The following is a 17,790-nucleotide window of genomic DNA, read 5'->3' as shown; positions in this document are numbered from 1 at the left end:
AACATTCAAAAGCGTCCTGGTCGTAAAGACCGGGACGCTTTTGTGTTACTTCGGAATGACAAGGACTTGCCCGACGGAAATCAAATTGACATTCGTGATTTTATTGGCACTGGCAAGCGCGGTGACCGTCACGCCGTACTTCGTTGCAATGGAGTAGAGCGTGTCCCCGGCTTTGACGGTATAGGTGACTGTTGTTGGCGGAGGAGGTGTCGTTCCCGGAATGACAAGCACTTGTCCGACAGTGATCAGATTGTAGTTCGTGATGTTATTGGCTTTAGCGAGAGCAGCGACGGTGACATTGTAGAGGTTGGCGATTTTATAAAGGGTATCGCCCGATTTAACCGTATACGTTTTACTGCCGCTTGGAGGCAATTTTAATAATTCGGAGATTGTGACGAATTTATAGCCTTTCGCTTTAAGTTGCGAAATCATCGATGGAAGTGCAACCGGTGTACCGGGTGCACCAGCCCCCGTATGCATCAGAACGATGGATCCCGGGACGATGTTCGGAACGACACGCGCCAAAATGGCTGTTGAACTGATACCTTTCCAGTCAGTTGTATCGATGTTCCACTGAATCGTTTTCGTGTATCCGGCATTCCCGACGGCGGCAAGGACAGCGCTGTTGCTCGCGCCAAATGGTGCGCGGAAAATCGGTTTAGTCGTCCGTCCGGTCAATGACTTGATTAAGTTTTCGGTTTTTGAGAGTTCACTCGTCATCTGAGTGGCGGTTAATTTCGTAAAATCAGGATGCGTATAGGAGTGATTTCCAAGCTGATGCGTCGGAGTTGCAGTGGCGATGTTTTTAATCAATTGTGGATGATTATTGGCACCGGTACCTGTTAAGAAAAAGGTTGCTTTGACATTGTTGGCTTTTAAGATACTCAAAATCTTAGTGATGTTTCCACCATCTGCTCCGTCATCAAACGTCAGTGCGACGACTTTACTCGTCGTCGATCCTTTTGTGACAAACGTCGAACTGGCTGCATCTGCCGTCAAACCGTAACTAAAGAAAGGAAAAAGCGATATTAACATGATCATGATGATCCGAATCCATTTCCCGTGCATGTGTACGTCGCCTCCTTTTTCTAGGATGACTGCCTCTCACTTGACTCTACTTATCTATTACCCTTTTTGAGCAAAAAAACTAAAAAATAGGGAAATAATTCCCGAATTTTTATGAGTCTAAACGGATTAATCTTAAATAATTGTTTAGCCCTGAAATGAATAGGGAACATATGGTATATGGAAATAGTAAAAGGAGTGGAAACGAATGATTGAATTTAAAAACGTCGGGAAGCAATTTAAAGACAACGTTGTCTTAAAAGGCTTAACTCTCGAAATCAAAGAGGGCGAGCTGGTTGTGTTCATCGGACCGAGTGGATGTGGGAAAACGACATCCTTAAAAATGATCAATCGTTTGATTGAACCCTCGTCAGGAACGATTTTAGTCAACGGAAAGGACATCATGAAGACGGATACGATTGAATTGCGTCGTCATATGGGATACGTCATCCAACAGACCGGTCTCTTTCCGCACATGACTGTCCGGGAGAACATTCAATTGATTGCCGGGCTTGAAGGGAAAGACCACGATCAGATGGATGTTCGGACGGAAGAACTGTTACAGATGGTCGGTCTTGATCCTAAACAATTCATTGACCGTTATCCGAGTGAACTCAGTGGTGGACAACAACAACGCGTCGGGTTTGCCCGTGCCTTAATGAATGACCCGGACGTCATCCTGATGGATGAACCGTTCAGTGCGCTTGACCCCGTCACACGAAATGACCTCCAAGAAGAATTATTCAACCTCCAGGAAGAAGTCAAGAAGACGATTGTTTTCGTCACACATGATATGGATGAGGCGATCAAGCTGGCTGATCGGATTTGTATCATGCGCGATGGGGAAATCGTTCAGTTTGATACACCGGAAGAAATCTTACGTCATCCGAAAGACGAATACGTCGAATCCTTTATTGGGAAAAATAAGATTTGGAGCAGTCCGGCGTTCATTAAAGCAGAGGACATCATGATTGAAGATCCTGTCTCGATCAGTGGGAAACGGACGCTGCTGCAAGGGATTGAAATCATGCGCGGACGTAAAGTCGACAGCCTGTTGATCACAGACCGCGATCGTATCCTCCAGGGAATCGTCAAACTGAAGAACATTCAAACGGCTCCTGATAAAGGTGTCCGGATTGAAGACGTCATGGAAGGGGAGCTGGTTGCTGTTGATGAGCAGGACTCCTTGCTTGATGTACTGGAAGTCATGAACCATGAAGAGACAGGGTATCTGCCGGTAACAAATAAATCAGGACAATTACGTGGATTAATTACAAGAAGTAGCTTGCTTTCCGTCTTGAGTGAGCAGTTCATTCAGGAGGAGGAAGTTCAATGAATGGATTTTTAGATTATGTTCAAAATAATACCGGTCAAATTTTTGACTTATTGCTCGAACACTTACAGTTGACTGTGTTGGCAGTCGTCATTGCCGTTGTACTAGGAATTCCAATCGGTATTCTCATCACGCGGTATCAACGTTTTGCGAAGCCGATCCTTGCATTGACAAGTGTCGTCCAAGCTGTGCCAAGTCTTGCCTTGCTCGGATTCCTGATTCCGTTCATCGGAATCGGTTCAACACCTGCTATTATCATGGTCGTTCTCTACTCACTGCTTCCGATTGTCAAAAACACGTACACCGGGTTATCAAGTATTCCGGGAGACATGCTGGAAGCAGCGAAAGGAATCGGGTTAACGGATCGTCAGATTTTGGGTAAAGTTCAAATTCCACTGGCGTTACCGATCATGATGGCCGGAATTCGGATCTCTGCCGTGACGGCTGTCGGTCTGATGACGATCTCTGCCTTCATCGGTGCAGGTGGACTGGGGTATCTGGTCTTCTCCGGTATTCAAACTGTTGATAACAATCAGATTCTTGCCGGTGCCATTCCTGCAGGCATCTTAGCATTAGCGATTGATTTCATCGTTAGCCGGATTGAGTATTCCGTCGCGCCGAACGGAATTCCGCTTGCGGACGGTCGGGTGAAAAGCAGAGCCCGTAAACGCCGGAAAGCAATGTCGGCCGGAAAGAAAATTGCAATTGCAGCGATTGTTTTCCTATTGATTGGCGGAACCGTTGCCTATTCGTTCTTAAAAACGGATAAAATCGTCATCGGTTCAAAAAACTTTACGGAACAATTGATTTTAGGAAATATGTTAGCGGATCTCATTGAAGACAAAACAGATTTAGAAGTCGAGCGTCAACTCAATCTCGGCGGAACAAAAGTCGCCTATGGAGCACTTGAAACAGGCGAAATTGATGCTTATGTCGAGTACACGGGAACATTATTGATTGATGTCCTGAAACAAAAACTGGAAACTGATCCGGAAGCTGTTTATAAAAAGGTCGGAAAAATGATTCCGGAAAAGAGCCAGGTTGATGTTCTCGATCCAATCGGTTTTAACAACACGTACGCTCTTGCGATGACAAAAGAAGATATTAAAAAATATGACTTGAAAACTGTTTCCGACATGGCAGCAGTCAGTAACCGATTGATTCTCGGATCAACGATTGAATTCGCCAACCGCGAAGACGGGTACTTGGGATTAAAGAAAAAATATCCCGACATGAAGTTTAAAGATGTCCAGCCGGTCGACGGCGGATTACGTTATACGGCTTTAACGAACGGAAAAACCAATGTCATCGACAGCTTCTCGACAGACGGTCTACTGAAAAAGTTTAATCTGACAGTTCTTGAAGATGATAAAGAATTTTTCCCGCCATATTACGCTGTACCACTTGTTCGTCAAGAAACACTCGAAGAACATCCGGAATTAAAAGAAGTCCTGAACCTGTTAAAAGATAAGATCACAGATAAAAAGATGCAGGAATTGAACTTTAAAGCAGATGTCGAAAAAGAACGTCCGGAAGATGTGGCACGTGAATTCTTGATTGAAGAAGGACTCATTAAAAAGTAAAAAAAGAGAGCCGAGGCGGGAATCCGCTTCGGCTCTTTATCATGCGCGCTGACGCGCTATATCGTTTTGGAAAATAGGTAATCCTGGTAGATCATTATTTTTTGATTCGACTAGCGAGCCAAGCGCGAACTGTATTTTGCTGAATCATACATGTTCTTCCTCTCTTGATTGAATTATTCCTAAACTCAAGGATTTTTGCTCGGCATCATTAACAATACGTGCTTGCAACTCTTTCGTCAACCCATCTGTTTCGTATACAGGTAAAGTCGGCAAACCGTAACTCGGATTATTTGTGGATGAAAACAAGTCAGCCATCAACCGTTCTTCGAATAATGGTGTCATTTTAAATCCTCCCCCGTCGTGATTCCTGCCTTACTTCTACAGTGTAAGGGAGAGATGTAAATAAACGAGAGGTAAATTGTTAAAAACAGGTGAACTTTGTAAACGTTTTCACATTGTCGTCAAATCTTCTTCGAGTGGCGTGCAGTCAGCAGCATATTGTTGACCCCGTTTGACGTATTTCCGGATCGTCCGTTCCATGATGAACCGGTCATGATCACTGATTTCACGAAAGATTTTTGCCGGAACGCCCATGACCATCGAATTCGGAGGAACGACCATTTTAGGTGGGACCAGACTGCCGGCTGCAACGAATGCACCGCTTCCGATTTCAGCTTGGTCCAAAATCGTCGCCGACATCCCGATCAAAGCGCCTTGGCGAATGATTCCTCCGTGAATCATTGCCATGTGTCCGATCGTGACATCATCTTCAATGATGGTCGGATACCCTTCATACTGATGAATCATGGATCCGTCCTGAATATTGACACGCTCGCCAATTTTAATCGGACCTTCATCTCCCCGGATGACCGTATTGAACCACACAGTCGAATCTTTACCGATTTCGACCTCTCCGATGACTTTGGCGCCGTCTGCGATGTAGACGCTCGGATCGACGTTTGGAACCAATTGACCTACACGATATTTCATGTCTGTTCCTCCCTTTTACTTTCAAGTGTACGTTTTCATCTTGACTGTTGGAAAAATAAATTGCAACTGCTTACATACTAATTGTAAGATGGTAAAAATACCGTTCACACCAGGAGGAAACAGGATGAATCAGACAATTCGGGCACGACTTATTACCATTGCCGCCAAAAAAGAGAAAGCAGCGGTCGTCTATCAAGGCATTCAGGTCATCGATGTCATGACACGTGAGACGTATCAAGCGGATGTTGCGGTAGATTCCGGCTACATTGCCGCTGTCGGCGACGGATATGAAGGAATTGAAATGATTGACGGAACAGGAAAATTCATTGCGCCGAGTTTCATTGACGGCCATGTCCATATCGAGTCATCGATGGTGACACCAAGTGAATACGAACAGGCGATTTTACCGCTCGGTGTAACGACCGTCATTGCCGATCCGCATGAGATTGCGAACGTAAAGGGAGCGGAAGGGCTCCAGTTCATGTTGGACGATGCAGCAGGACTGTCGCTTGACGTGCGAATGATGTTGCCGAGCTGTGTTCCGGCGACATCATTTGAACATGCCGGGGCATCGCTCGATGCAGCGGCACTCGAACCTTTTGTTAAGCATCCGGGAGTGCATGGCTTAGGGGAAGTCATGGACTATCCTGCTGTCGAACGGGCTGATCGTGATATGCTGAAAAAAATTGAACAAATCGAGAGTGCCGGCAAACTGGTCGATGGCCATGCCGCAGGACTTGGCGCACGTGAATTGAATATCTACGGTGTAGCAGGTATTCGGACGGATCACGAAGCAGTCAGTAAACAAGAGGCGATTGAGCGGGCACGTCGCGGATTATACGTCGAAGTCCGGGAAGGATCGGCTGCCCGGAATCTCAAGGAAGTGCTCGACGCAGTCACGGAAAGCAATGCCGGTCGATTCCTCTTCTGCACGGACGATAAGCACCTGGACGACACGTTACGTGAAGGAACGATCGACTATAATATCCGCTACGCCATACAGCACGGGATTAAGCGTGAAACAGCCTATGCGATGGCTTCTCTTCATGCAGCCAATGCGTATCAACTAAATGACCGTGGAGCAATCGTCCCGGGACGCCGTGCGGACTTTGTCATTTTGCAGGATGCCGATCAAGTGACGATTAAGGAAGTCTTCGTCAATGGACAGGCGGTCGCCCGAGCCGGTAAAACAATCATCTCATCCCAAAAGATAGCGGTACCGTCGACATTGCGCGGCGAACTGAAAACGAAGCCGATCACGGATCAAGTTTTTGAACTCGTATTAGAAAAACCGAAAGCGCATGTCATCGGAATCATCCCGAAAAGTATTGTCACGGAACATTTGATTTTGGATGTGCCTTTACAGGACGGGAAATTTGTCCCCGTCCCGGAACAAGACTTATTGAAAATCGCCGTCATCGAGCGTCATAATGCGACCAACTTCTCAGCAGTCGGCATCGTTAAAGGGTTTGGCATGAAGCGAGGTGCCATTGCGGCGACGGTCGCCCATGATTCGCATAACCTTGTCATCGTCGGAACATCGGATGCCGAGATGAAACTTGCGGCAGAGCATCTGATTAAGGCGGGTGGAGGTGTCATTGCGGTCAATGGGACAGAAGTTCTGGCGGAGTTGCCGCTTGAAATCGCTGGATTGATGACGAGTCGTCCTTTCCAGGAAGTCGGAGATACACTCGAAGCGCTCAATGATGCACTTGATGTATTAGAAGCCGACCGTTCCTTTAATCCGTACTTGACGATGTCGTTCCTCTGTTTGCCTGTCATCCCGAATCTGAAGTTAACGGACAGCGGATTGTTTGACGTTAAAACGTTCCAACATATTGCAGTCCAAGCTTAAATGAAAAGGTAAAGTCCACGAAAGGTGATGACGTGGACTTTACCTTTTCTTAATAGTTTTCCGGTTGAATCATTATTTGATCCTTGTTATAGTAGGTCTTATATCTTTGTGAAAAGTGTAGCTTGATGAAACTTTTCAGGAGGATACTCCGTAGAAAAGAAGAGAACAATCAGAAAGGACAGATTCAATGGATAAGTCATATTTTGAAGGTCATGAAAAATTGATTGCTGATGTGTACCGTTCGTTTATCGATCAGTTTCATGAACTGCCGAATAATCGACGTACAAAACGTCAGTTACGAAATCTTGCGTTTTCAGTCATTCGACAGGCAGGTCCGACCTATCAGGAACGAACCGTCTTGTACGCATTTTTTGCTGAATTTTTCCGTGCTGTCGAAGAAGGACAGCGGGAAGAAATCGAATTTTATAAACAAATCGCACAGTAAAGACCCCGATCGGCTCCGGCAGAAGGGGTCTTTGTTGTATACAAAAACCGGTCACCAAAGGAAAAATTGGCAACCGGTAAGGAAATAATTATTTTACTTCCATCCATTTGAAGCTCATATCTGCTCCGAATGGGTGACGATATAGTTTGTCGATGTTCGCACGTTGCAAGTACGCTTCACCTTTTTGGTAGATTGGAGCAATCGCATAGTCTTCTGCCAAGAGCATTTTTTCAGCTTCCTGGAGTGTTGACCAACGTTTTGCCTCATCCGGCTCTGCTTTTGCTTCTTTGATCATCTTATCGAATTCTTTGTTCGAATATTCCATGCGGTTAAAGCTTCCGCCTGTTAACCACATATCGAGGAACGTCATTGGATCCTGATAGTCAGGGCCCCAACCGGCAGCAGAGATGTCATAATCACCTTTAGACTCGAGGTCAAGGAAGTTTTTGAACGGCTGCTGCTTGATGTTGACAGTAAGACCCGGTAAGTTTTTCTCGAGATCCCCTTTTAAGAATTCAGAAACTTTCTTGAAGGCATCTTCATCACGTGACAACATATCGAGTTCTACTGTTTTGACACCGAGTTCTTTTAGGCCGGCATCCCAGGATTTTTTCGCTTCTGTTGCATCAAAGCTTTGGAGATCCGGGTACTTGGCACGGAAATCTTCGCCATCCGGTGTAAATGTAAAGTCTTTTGCGACGATGAAGTTAGCCGGTTTTGAACCGTCATTTAAGATGACGTCTGTAATTCCTTGTTTTTCAAAACCAAGTGCAAGCGCTTTACGGATGTTTTCGTTTTTAAGTGCTTTATTTTTTTGGTTGAATCGGAGGAAGTTGATCCGTGCATCTGGACGTGTCTTGTAGTTGTCGGATTTTTCGTATTGTGAGACGAACTCCGATGTGATAGGTGCGAAGTCGACGTCTTTCGACTCGAACAAGTTGACACCAGTCGAAATTTCTTTAACGACTTTTACATCGATTTTTTCCATTTTGACGTTTGCTTTATCCCAGTAATCCGGGTTTTTCTTATATGTCCAACCGGAATTAGATTGCCACTTATCCAAAATGAATGGTCCGTTGAAGAGCATCGAGTCGACGTTTGTCGCAAACTTGTCGCCTTTTTCTTCGACAAACGATTGCTTGAGTGGTAAGTAAGTAGGGAAACTTGTCAATCCGAGGAAGTATGGAGCCGGAGCTTCCAATTGCACTTCAAGAGTTTGATCGTCTACTTTCTTGACACCGAGCGAATCGAGTTCTGCTTCACCGGCTAAGATTTTGTTAGCATTTTTTAAATCCTGAAGGATGTATGCGTACTCTGCTCCTGTTTTTGGATCGAGTGCACGTTTCCAAGAGTAGATGAAGTCGTCTGCCGTAACAGCTGAACCATCTGACCACTTGGCATCTTTACGGAGTTTAAATGTATATGTTTTCTTATCATCTGATACTTCGACACTTTCTGCGATTCCGGCAGTCGGTTTGTTGTCGCCGTCAAGACGGTAGAGACCTTCAAAGACGTTGTTCGTGACGATGATGGATGTTGAGTCCGTTGTTTTTGTTGGATCAAGTTGTGGCACATCCGTAGTCGAGATGAGTGTCATCTCTTGTTTTTTTTCTTTTGAGGAAGAAGAGTTTCCATCTGATTCATTGCTTTGGCCACAAGCTGCTACTGCGAGCAGCGCCATGCTGGATAGTCCAGCAAAGGCAATTTTAGTTTGTTTCTTCATATGAAAGATGACCCCCCGATTAGATTGAAATGATTTCAGAAAAGTGTGAACATAATGTAAATTTAAGTGAAAGCGAGTAAAAATGCAACACAAATTTTCTGACAATTTCTATTGATCAAGGTCTATATGCTCAATTCTGAGTGTTTTCAAGTAGTCATAAAGTATGAATATCGTCAGTTTATGAGGAGAATACATCCGTAAAGTCAACTGCCGCGCATGACCGCGTAACCGGATATTAGTAATGCGGACTCCTTTTTTTTCTAATGCTGTTTTGACCGTTTGAGCATCCGTATCCGCTGCGAGAGTCAGGTGGGCAACGATGACGTTAGCTTCGAATCGACTATTGTTGACCCGCTTCATGACCCAAGTCAGTCCTTCCAATGAAAAAAATAAAAAGAGGACTAAAAACGTGGCTTCTAGGATAAAGCCAGCTCCGAGTGCAATGCCAATTCCACTGGCTGCCCAAATGATGGCAGCAGTCGTCAAACCACTGACGATATCGTGCGGACGTCTTAAAATCACGCCGGCGCCGATGAAGCCGATTCCGGCGACGACTTGAGCGACAAGACGCATCGGATCCATTTGGACATTGGGGGCAATCGTACTGTACAGCACGACAGACTTAATGGATACGATGGTTAACAGACAACTGATCAGGGTAATTACGAGGCTAGTACGTATACCAACAGGCTTATTTTTGATTTCGCGTTCGAATCCGATGATGATACCGAACAGTGCGGCTATCATCAATTTAAAAAAGTCCTCTAGTTGGAACGAATGGATCCAATTCATATTGATCAAATCCTTTCTTTACAATGGCTTTGATTTTGTTATAATGAATTTTGTGTCTTTCGAATTAATATACGTTTGATATGAATAGATATACAAGAAATAAAGGACGTGTTAGAGGATGAATCAACAAAAAATCGGCTTTTTTGCTTTAGCCGCAATGGTCATTGGATCGATGGTCGGTGGAGGTGCCTTCAATCTGCCGGGAGCAATGGCTCAAAAAGCGAGTGCAGGTCCGATTCTAATCGGATGGGGAATTACTGGTCTTGGCATGATTATGCTGGCGCTGGTCTTTCAACACTTGGCAAACAGTAAACCGGAACTTGAAGGCGGCATTTACGCATATGCCCGTGAAGGATTCGGACGATTTGTCGGTTTTAACAGCGCCTGGGGATATTGGGTCTCGGCCTGGATCGGGACAGTTGCCAACATAACGTTGGTCTTTAATGCACTCAGTTACTTTTTCCCGATTTTCTCATCAGAAAATCGTGTATTTTTGTTAGTGATGAGTATCGTTGTCGTATGGGGACTGTTTTTCATCGTCTCGAGCGGGATTAAAGAAGCGACACTTGTCAACCTGATTACGACGATCGCAAAGCTCGTTCCCATTTTGATTTTTATTTTATTGGTAGCAATTGCTTTTAATGTGAAGACGTTTAACCTGAATTTTTGGGGAGAAGGAACGGAATTAGGCAGTATCTTTACGCAAGTCAAAGGAACGATGCTTGTGACGCTTTGGGCCTTCGTCGGGATTGAAGGGGCTGTCGTCTTGTCGACACGCGCCAGCAAACGGAGTGATGTCGGGAAGGCGACAGTCGTAGGGCTTGTCGGAGTACTTGTCATCTACATCCTGATTTCCGTCTTATCGCTCGGTGTTTTGAACCAGGAACAGTTAGCAGGATTACAAGAACCAACAATGGCTTATGTGCTCGAAGCTGCGATTGGTCCGTTTGGAGCAACGTTGATTATGGTCGGACTGATCATTTCGTTATCCGGAGCACTGCTCGGATGGACGATTCTGGCGTCTGAAATTTCTTATCTCGTGGCTAAAGACGGTGCTTTTCCAAAGTTCTTTGCCAAAACGAACCGGAAAGGGGCGCCGGTCGGTGCGTTGCTGATCACTCAAATTGCGACCCAGTTCGTTGCAGGTATCGCCTTATTTTCTGCACAGACGTATTTAGTCTTATCCAGTATTGCCGGAATTTGTGCATTGTTGCCGTATCTGTTGTCTGCCGTGTACAGTGTCCGTTTTTCACGGGCAGAACGCAATACAAAGATGCTGATCTTCTCGACGATTGCCGCCGCCTATTCACTGTGGCTCGTCTACGCTTCAGGGATTTGGTATATCGTCATCGCAGCCCTCGTCTATGCACCGGGTATCATCGCCTATCTGATGGCGGAGCGGGAGCAGAAGCGGGGCGGTATGTCGCGTTACGAAATGATTGCGAGTGGAATTTTAATTATCTTAGCTGCGGTTGCAGTTTACGGGATGATCGGTGGACAAATTCAATTGTAAGACAATGGACGAATCTCATCGGCGGACTTCAAAAACCGTCTTTATACGAAAAACAGGAGCCGGAGTCTAGTCCGGCTCCTGTTTTTTAGTTGTCCTTATTGTCCGGTTCTTCAGGATTGGATGAACCAAAACGCAGTTCTACTTCCTCAACAGACAACGGTTCGGAAAAAATGAATCCTTGCATCTGCTGGCAGGCGGTCGCTTCCAGATAACTCAGGGCAGTCGTCGTTTCGACGCCTTCTGCGACCAGATTCAACTTTAAGTTTTGACCAAGTTGAATGATTGAGTCGAGCAACCCGTTTTCTCCTAAATCGATGCCGTCAATGAAGACTTTATCGATCTTGAGTTCATCAATCGGAAAAGCACGCAAATATTGTAAGGAAGAATAACCTGTTCCAAAATCATCAATCGATAATCGGAAACCAAGCGCTTGGATCAGTTGCATCCGTTCAATTGTCCGCTGTGTCTGTAAAATTGCGATATTTTCCGTCAGTTCGAGTGTCACGAATCGGGGATCGATCTTTTTTTGAGACACGACATGCTGTAAGGTCCGGACAAACGAATCGCTTTGGAACTGATGCGGTGAAATGTTGATGGCCATCGTCAAATCAGGTGCAATCTGTTTCTGCCAAAGTGCGAGTCGTTCGCAGGCTTCGATGACGACCCAGTTGTTGATGGGTGTAATCAAAGCCGCTTCTTCGGCAAGGGGAATGAACTCATCCGGAGGAATGCTCCCGAGTGCCGTATGATTCCAACGCAACAGCGCTTCAAAACCATCGACATGCTTGGTTTTCAAGTTGATGATGGGTTGATAGACTAAATGAAGGGCTTGATCCTCTAAAGCCGTAAATAATGAGCGTTCGAGCTGTAATTTCCGGGTGAACTGCTCATCCATTTCATGGGTCAAATACTGGATTGTTCCTGTGCCGATTGATTTTCCGGCATACAGGGCCATCTCCGAACGACGGTACAAATCTTCAAGTGATTTGGCTTCCGAAGGATAGACGGTAATTCCGAACGTACAGGAGATGATTAAGGAATGCCCATTAATATAATAGGGACGTTGCAATACTTGTTGCAGTTTCCGGGCATATTGGAACAAGGCATTCCGGTCTGTGACTTCGAGCACCACACCAAACAAGTCACTCGTCGGATGGAACGTTAACAGCTGTTTTGCATGTTCGGACAAACGTTTGGCTAACGCTTGTAAAAGTTGGTCGCCGACATGTGTCCCGAAGGAATCGTTGATGACTTTAAAACGATCAATATCAAATAAGATGAGTGAGATCGGGAGATCATCAGATGCTTTGGAGAATAAGACCTGACCTTCCCGAAGAAAGCCACGTCTATTCAGCAGATGGGTCAATTCATTATGATGGACTAAAAAATCAAGTTCCTGTTCGAGATGTTCGGTTTCCGTAATATCGGTACCAATGAAAAGATGTTGGAAACGGACACCGTTTACGTCATAAACCGGAATCAAAGTGGCATGAAACACTTTTTTAGACTCATCCTGTGTCGATATGGACAGCTTCCCGGACCAGGCTTTTTTCTTCTTGATTTGAGAGCGAATCATGGGAAGGACGTCTTCAGACGAATCTAGTAATATCGTCCAAGGTTGACCGAGCAACAGGTGTGGGCAAAAACCCGTAATATCCGTCAAATTGGCATTGGCATATTGAATCGTTCCCCGTGCGTCGAAGATGGCGACACAAGCGATTTGATCAAACGCATATCGTAAATCCATCAATCCCTGGAATAACGGTTTGCTTGCATTTTGTTGAGTAGAAGAAGGCAACTGACAGAAAAAAGCACCAAACGGCTCATTTTTGTCATCAAAGAGCGGTGAGACGAGTAACGTCGCTGCTGAATGTTCACCTGACTTATGCAGAAATGTTGTATTCGGTAATTGGATCGATTGTCGTTTTTTTAAAAATGAATGCCAGATTTGCCGACTGAACGCAGCATCTTCCGGATCAAGGAGCGGAATCAATTGTCCGATAACTTCTTGTGCCGACCAGCCCCAGCAGGATTCGGCAGCCTCATTCCAGGAATGAACAGTTAAATCGACGTGCAGAATAAATGCAGGTAAGGGAAATCCTTGCATGACAGTTTCATAGGAATTAATGGTCGAACGATCCATTACGGACGCACACTCCTTTTAAATGATCAGAGATGACGGTTCACTTGTCTTGTCTATTCCCAGTATATTCAATTTTCATGCGGATAAATCCTGTATTTCGATTGAAGATTATCTGTTTGAATCTGTTATAATCAGAATGAAAGCGTTCTCTAAGTGAAAAAAGGGGGATTTATCATGAATCAAACAGAGAAAATTATTTCACAGACAGAGAAATTCGGGGCACACAATTATCATCCACTCCCAATCGTCATCTCGGAGGCAGAAGGGGTTTTCGTTAAAGATCCGGAAGGCCGCGAGTATATGGATATGCTTAGTGCCTATTCAGCTGTAAACCAAGGACACCGTCATCCGAAAATCATCGAAGCCTTAAAACGGCAAGCGGATAAAATTACGCTGACATCCCGCGCCTTTCACAATGACCAGCTCGGATTCTTTTATGAAAAGGTCGCGCAATTGACAGGAAAAGATATGGTCCTGCCGATGAATACGGGAGCGGAAGCGGTCGAGACGGCAGTCAAGGCAGCACGTCGCTGGGCGTACGAAGTCAAACAAATTCCGGGAGATGCCGAAATCATCGTCTGCGAAGGAAACTTCCATGGTCGGACGATGACGGCTGTTTCGATGTCAACAGAAGCCGAATATCAACGCGGATTCGGACCACTCTTACCGGGCATCAAAACGATTCCGTACGGGGATTTGGAAGCACTGAAAGGTGCCATCACGGAAAATACAGCTGCCTTCATCGTTGAGCCGATCCAAGGTGAAGCGGGTATCCTGATTCCGTACGAAGGATTCTTGAAAGATGCTCAAGACGTCTGTAAGGAACAAAACGTACTACTCGTCTCGGATGAAATCCAATCAGGACTGGGCCGTTCGGGTAAATGGTTTGCTTCGGACTGGGACAATGTAACACCAGATATGTACATCTTAGGAAAAGCACTGGGTGGCGGCGTGTTCCCGATTTCTTGTGTGGCTGCCAACCACGATATCCTGAGTGTCTTTAATCCTGGATCGCATGGTTCGACATTCGGTGGGAATCCATTGGCCTGTGCGGTATCTGTCGCTTCACTCGAAGTTTTGGAAGAAGAGAAGTTGCCAGAACGTTCACTTGAGCTCGGAACATACTTTATGAACCGTCTAAAAGAAATCGACAATCCGATGATTAAAGAAGTTCGTGGACGTGGACTGTTCATCGGTGTCGAATTGACAGAAGCTGCTCGTCCGTATTGCGAAGCATTAAAAGAAAAAGGATTGCTCTGCAAGGAAACACATGAGACAGTCATTCGTTTTGCACCACCACTCGTCATCACAAAAGAAGAATTAGACTGGGCATTCGAACGGATTGAACAAGTCCTCGGCGTCTCGGTTGCACAGTGACAGTCCACTCCCTATCGGAAAGCGATAGGGAGTTTTTCGATTGATGGACCCCTAAGACTGGGAGCAAATGAGAGCAGAGAAATGTTTGAATCTGTTTCAGGTGGGAACATACTACTATGCGTTAAAAAAAATAGGGGGTAATGAACATGTCACATGATAGCGGATTAAACAAAAAAACGGATGGTTTAGTTGATAAAGTTGCCGGAAAAGCGAAAGAAGCGCTCGGAAAAGCAACAGGAGATAAATCAACAGAACGTGAAGGCAAAAAAGATCAGCTTAAAGGCGATGCTAAAAAAACAGTTGGTAATGTTCAACAGAATCTCGAAGATACGAATCGTCGTTAATCTGTACCCGTAAGGTCCCTTATCTAAAGGGATCTTTTTTTATGGAAAAATATGTATAAAGGTCTAGTCATTTAGACGTGTATGTGGAATAATAATAGATGTTAAAGCGTTTTCATCGTCATGTCATTATTTGTTTTTATTTAGGAAAGGATGAAGTATATGTTGCAGTTTCTTCAACGAATCGGTAAAGCTTTAATGCTGCCGATCGCCGTTTTACCAGCCGCGGGAATTGTCCTTCGACTCGGTTCAGCCGATATGTTGGATATTCCGTTAATGGTGGCAGCAGGTGGTGCGATTTTTGATAATCTTCCACTAATTTTTGCGATTGGTGTCGCGATCGGATTATCGATTGATGCAAGTGGCGCTGCCGGCTTGGCAGGAGCAGTCGGGTATCTGGTCTTAAAAACGGGTGTCGACTCCATGAACAAGGATTATTCGAACGCTCAAATTCAGGCTAAGTACGATGCAATCGCCGCCATTGTCAATGACTCCTCGACGAAAGTGGACGGAGCGACCTTAAGTTCCATTGCCAATCAGGCAACCTTAGGATCAATGGTCAACATGGCTGTCTTCGGCGGAATTATTGCCGGTATCGTTGCCGGTTTGTTGTACAACCGATTTTACAATATTAAATTACCGGATTGGTTAGCATTCTTCGGCGGACGCCGTTTTGTTCCGATCATCACGTCAGCCGCTATGCTGGTCTTAGCGTTTGTCTTTGGTTACTTATGGCCGTTCATTGAAGACGGAATCAATAATGCGGGAGAATGGATGGTCAGCCTTGGAGCAGGAGGGGCCGCACTGTTTGGATTCTTCAACCGTCTGTTAATTCCTGTCGGTCTTCACCATGTCTTGAACAATATTTTCTGGTTTGTCTTCGGTTCATATGAAAAAGCGGATGGAACAATTGCGAATGGAGATATCGCACGCTTCTTCGCTGGAGATCCGACAGCCGGTATTTATCAAGCCGGATTTTTCCCGATCATGATGTTCGCTTTACCGGCTGCAGCAGCAGCCATGGTCATGGCGGCACGCAAAGAAAATCGGAAAGCCGTCGCAGGGGCGATGATTGGTCTTGGATTAACATCATTCCTGACAGGGATTACGGAACCGATTGAGTTTTCGTTCATGTTCTTATCTCCGGTATTATATGTTATTCATGCCGTATTGACAGGTGTTTCCATGGCAGTCGTCAACCTGCTCGGTATACTGCACGGATTCTCCTTCTCGGCCGGATTCATCGATTATGTCCTGAACTTCGGAATCGCGACAAAGCCGTTACTTTTACTGGTCGTCGGTCTGGTGTTCGCGGTCATCTATTACTTCCTGTTCTACTTCATGATCACGAAATTTGATTTGAAGACGCCAGGGCGTGAAGATGAAACACTTGTGACGGATGCAGGACCGGTCACAGGGGTATCGGACGATAAGTATGAGCAACAAGCAGCCCGGATTTTTGCGGGATTACAAGGAACGGAAAACGTCACATCGATTGATAACTGTGCGACACGTCTCCGTCTCCAAGTGAAAGATTCGACTATCATTGATGAAGCAGCGATTAAAGCGGCAGGCGCAAAAGGTGTCATGAAGATGGGGGCAAAAAATGTCCAAATCATCATTGGGACGGATGTTGAATTTGTCGCTGATGCGATGAAACGTCAAAAATAATGTCAAAAAAACGACCTTTCCTGATTAATCAGGAAAGGTCGTTTTGACGTGGGGCAGAGCTGGTCGACTGTTTCAAACTGCTGATATAAATCGGATAGAAAATCCCAATCAGTATGATGATGATCCCAATCCACTGTGAACCGGAAAGATGCTCTCCGAGGATGAGGACGGAACAAATGACGGCAGTCGGCAGTTCTGCTGCACCAAGCAGTGAGACGCTGGCAGGACTTAGGTGTGGAGCTCCTGCTGCGAACAACAGCGGTGGTAAAATTAAGGCAAACAGACCAAGCGGAAGGGCATACCAGATCAGTCCTTGTTCGAAATTCGCTGCAGTCAAGAATGTCGTAGGTGGATACATGATCATGACGAACAGAAGTCCGCCTGTCATCATATAAAAGCTTTTTTTAATGACCGGTACATGGTTTGCGACCCGTCCGCTCGCAAGCAGGAAGATCGAGAAACTGACGGCTGCGCCGAGTCCGAACAACGTACCGCGCACGTCAAGGGCGCTCGTATAAGCAGCGCTCGCTAAAATGGCACCGCCGATCAATAGGACGGCAGACAAGAAATGAGAACGCGACGGCAGACGTTTTGCCAAAATCGAATCAATCACGACACCAATCCATGTGAATTGGAAGAGGAGAATGATGGCGACTGAAGCGGAGACGGTTTGTAGGCTCTGATAATACAGGTAACCGGTCGTGCCGCTTGAAATCCCGATTGCCATTAAAGTAAGAGCTGTTTTCGGATTCAGACGAAGATTTTTTGACAGCAGGGCTAAGACAAAAATCATCAGCCATCCGAAGAAAAATTGACTTCCGGAAACAGCGGCTGAATTAAATCCTGCCTCGTAAGCCAGTTTGACGATTGTCGACAGGACGCCGTAACTAATGGCGCCGATTAAGACGAAAAGTGTTGCTTTTGAACGATTCATACAGATTCCTCCATGTTTTAGAACG

General features: G+C 45.5%; 15 protein-coding genes. 8 read left to right on the top strand and 7 right to left on the bottom strand.

The genetic code is table 11. The annotated features are described in order from the left end of the window. Positions 1-45: 45 nt before the first annotated feature. Complete coding sequence (locus ABIC15_RS10110; RefSeq protein ID WP_012369399.1) at positions 46-1,068, bottom strand: LysM peptidoglycan-binding domain-containing protein; 1,023 nt, start codon at positions 1,066-1,068, stop codon at positions 46-48. Between the two features lie 205 nt (positions 1,069-1,273). On the opposite strand from ABIC15_RS10110, the gene ABIC15_RS10105 reads away from it, so the two are divergent. Beyond that, on the top strand, positions 1,274-2,401 hold the full coding sequence (locus tag ABIC15_RS10105; protein WP_012369400.1) for an ABC transporter ATP-binding protein: 1,128 nt from the start codon (positions 1,274-1,276) through the stop codon (positions 2,399-2,401). Beyond that, positions 2,398-3,981 carry an ABC transporter permease/substrate-binding protein gene (locus ABIC15_RS10100; protein ID WP_354020612.1) on the top strand — a complete coding sequence of 528 codons (1,584 nt, stop codon included), beginning with the start codon at positions 2,398-2,400 and terminating at the stop codon, positions 3,979-3,981. The genes ABIC15_RS10105 and ABIC15_RS10100 overlap by 4 nt, the downstream gene beginning before the upstream one ends. A gap of 144 nt (positions 3,982-4,125) precedes the next feature. Here the strand turns inward: ABIC15_RS10100 and ABIC15_RS10095 are convergent, their stop codons facing one another. Further along, on the bottom strand, positions 4,126-4,323 hold the full coding sequence (locus ABIC15_RS10095) for a hypothetical protein (RefSeq protein ID WP_012369402.1): 198 nt from the start codon (positions 4,321-4,323) through the stop codon (positions 4,126-4,128). A gap of 108 nt (positions 4,324-4,431) precedes the next feature. Then, positions 4,432-4,971: a gamma carbonic anhydrase family protein gene (locus ABIC15_RS10090; RefSeq protein WP_354020611.1), complete on the bottom strand. Its 540-nt coding sequence runs from the start codon at positions 4,969-4,971 to the stop codon at positions 4,432-4,434. 124 nt (positions 4,972-5,095) lie between these two features. On the opposite strand from ABIC15_RS10090, the gene ade reads away from it, so the two are divergent. After that, positions 5,096-6,826: an adenine deaminase gene (ade, locus tag ABIC15_RS10085; RefSeq protein WP_354020610.1), complete on the top strand. Its 1,731-nt coding sequence runs from the start codon at positions 5,096-5,098 to the stop codon at positions 6,824-6,826. Positions 6,827-7,013: 187 nt separating this feature from the next. After that, positions 7,014-7,271 (top strand): hypothetical protein, encoded by a 258-nt coding sequence (locus ABIC15_RS10080; protein ID WP_012369405.1) that lies wholly within the window; start codon positions 7,014-7,016, stop codon positions 7,269-7,271. A gap of 88 nt (positions 7,272-7,359) precedes the next feature. On the opposite strand, the gene ABIC15_RS10075 is transcribed toward ABIC15_RS10080, so the two are convergent. Together ABIC15_RS10075 and ABIC15_RS10070 are read right to left on the bottom strand one after the other, a co-directional pair. Then, positions 7,360-8,994, bottom strand: a complete 1,635-nt coding sequence (locus ABIC15_RS10075; RefSeq protein WP_354020609.1) for a peptide ABC transporter substrate-binding protein — start codon at positions 8,992-8,994, stop codon at positions 7,360-7,362. 108 nt (positions 8,995-9,102) lie between these two features. Next, positions 9,103-9,786, bottom strand: coding sequence for an MgtC/SapB family protein (locus ABIC15_RS10070; RefSeq protein WP_354020608.1), 684 nt, complete (start codon positions 9,784-9,786; stop codon positions 9,103-9,105). 118 nt (positions 9,787-9,904) lie between these two features. Between ABIC15_RS10070 and ABIC15_RS10065 the strand changes: the two genes are divergently transcribed. Beyond that, positions 9,905-11,299: a basic amino acid/polyamine antiporter gene (locus ABIC15_RS10065; RefSeq protein WP_354020607.1), complete on the top strand. Its 1,395-nt coding sequence runs from the start codon at positions 9,905-9,907 to the stop codon at positions 11,297-11,299. Between the two features lie 85 nt (positions 11,300-11,384). Here the strand turns inward: ABIC15_RS10065 and ABIC15_RS10060 are convergent, their stop codons facing one another. After that, positions 11,385-13,442, bottom strand: a complete 2,058-nt coding sequence (locus tag ABIC15_RS10060) for an EAL domain-containing protein (protein ID WP_354020606.1) — start codon at positions 13,440-13,442, stop codon at positions 11,385-11,387. A 174-nt stretch (positions 13,443-13,616) separates the two neighbouring features. On the opposite strand from ABIC15_RS10060, the gene ABIC15_RS10055 reads away from it, so the two are divergent. The 3 genes from ABIC15_RS10055 (at position 13,617) to nagE (ending at position 16,831) form a co-directional block, all read left to right on the top strand. Further along, a complete protein-coding gene (locus ABIC15_RS10055; RefSeq protein ID WP_131504292.1) occupies positions 13,617-14,819 on the top strand; it encodes an ornithine--oxo-acid transaminase in 1,203 nt (400 codons plus the stop codon). Between the two features lie 146 nt (positions 14,820-14,965). Then, the gene (locus tag ABIC15_RS10050) at positions 14,966-15,163 is read left to right on the top strand and encodes a CsbD family protein (RefSeq protein WP_354020605.1); all 198 of its coding nucleotides are present in this window, start codon (positions 14,966-14,968) and stop codon (positions 15,161-15,163) included. A 159-nt stretch (positions 15,164-15,322) separates the two neighbouring features. Further along, on the top strand, positions 15,323-16,831 hold the full coding sequence (nagE, locus tag ABIC15_RS10045; RefSeq protein ID WP_354020604.1) for an N-acetylglucosamine-specific PTS transporter subunit IIBC: 1,509 nt from the start codon (positions 15,323-15,325) through the stop codon (positions 16,829-16,831). 28 nt (positions 16,832-16,859) lie between these two features. On the opposite strand, the gene ABIC15_RS10040 is transcribed toward nagE, so the two are convergent. Beyond that, positions 16,860-17,765 carry an EamA family transporter gene (locus ABIC15_RS10040; protein WP_354020603.1) on the bottom strand — a complete coding sequence of 302 codons (906 nt, stop codon included), beginning with the start codon at positions 17,763-17,765 and terminating at the stop codon, positions 16,860-16,862. Positions 17,766-17,790 lie beyond the last annotated feature (25 nt).

Origin of the sequence: Exiguobacterium sp. PvP048, assembly GCF_040549175.1 — a bacterium.
Lineage (GTDB): Bacteria > Bacillota > Bacilli > Exiguobacteriales > Exiguobacteriaceae > Exiguobacterium_A > Exiguobacterium_A artemiae.
Note: the sequence above shows the minus strand (reverse complement) of the source record. Positions and strands in the feature narration are given on the sequence as shown.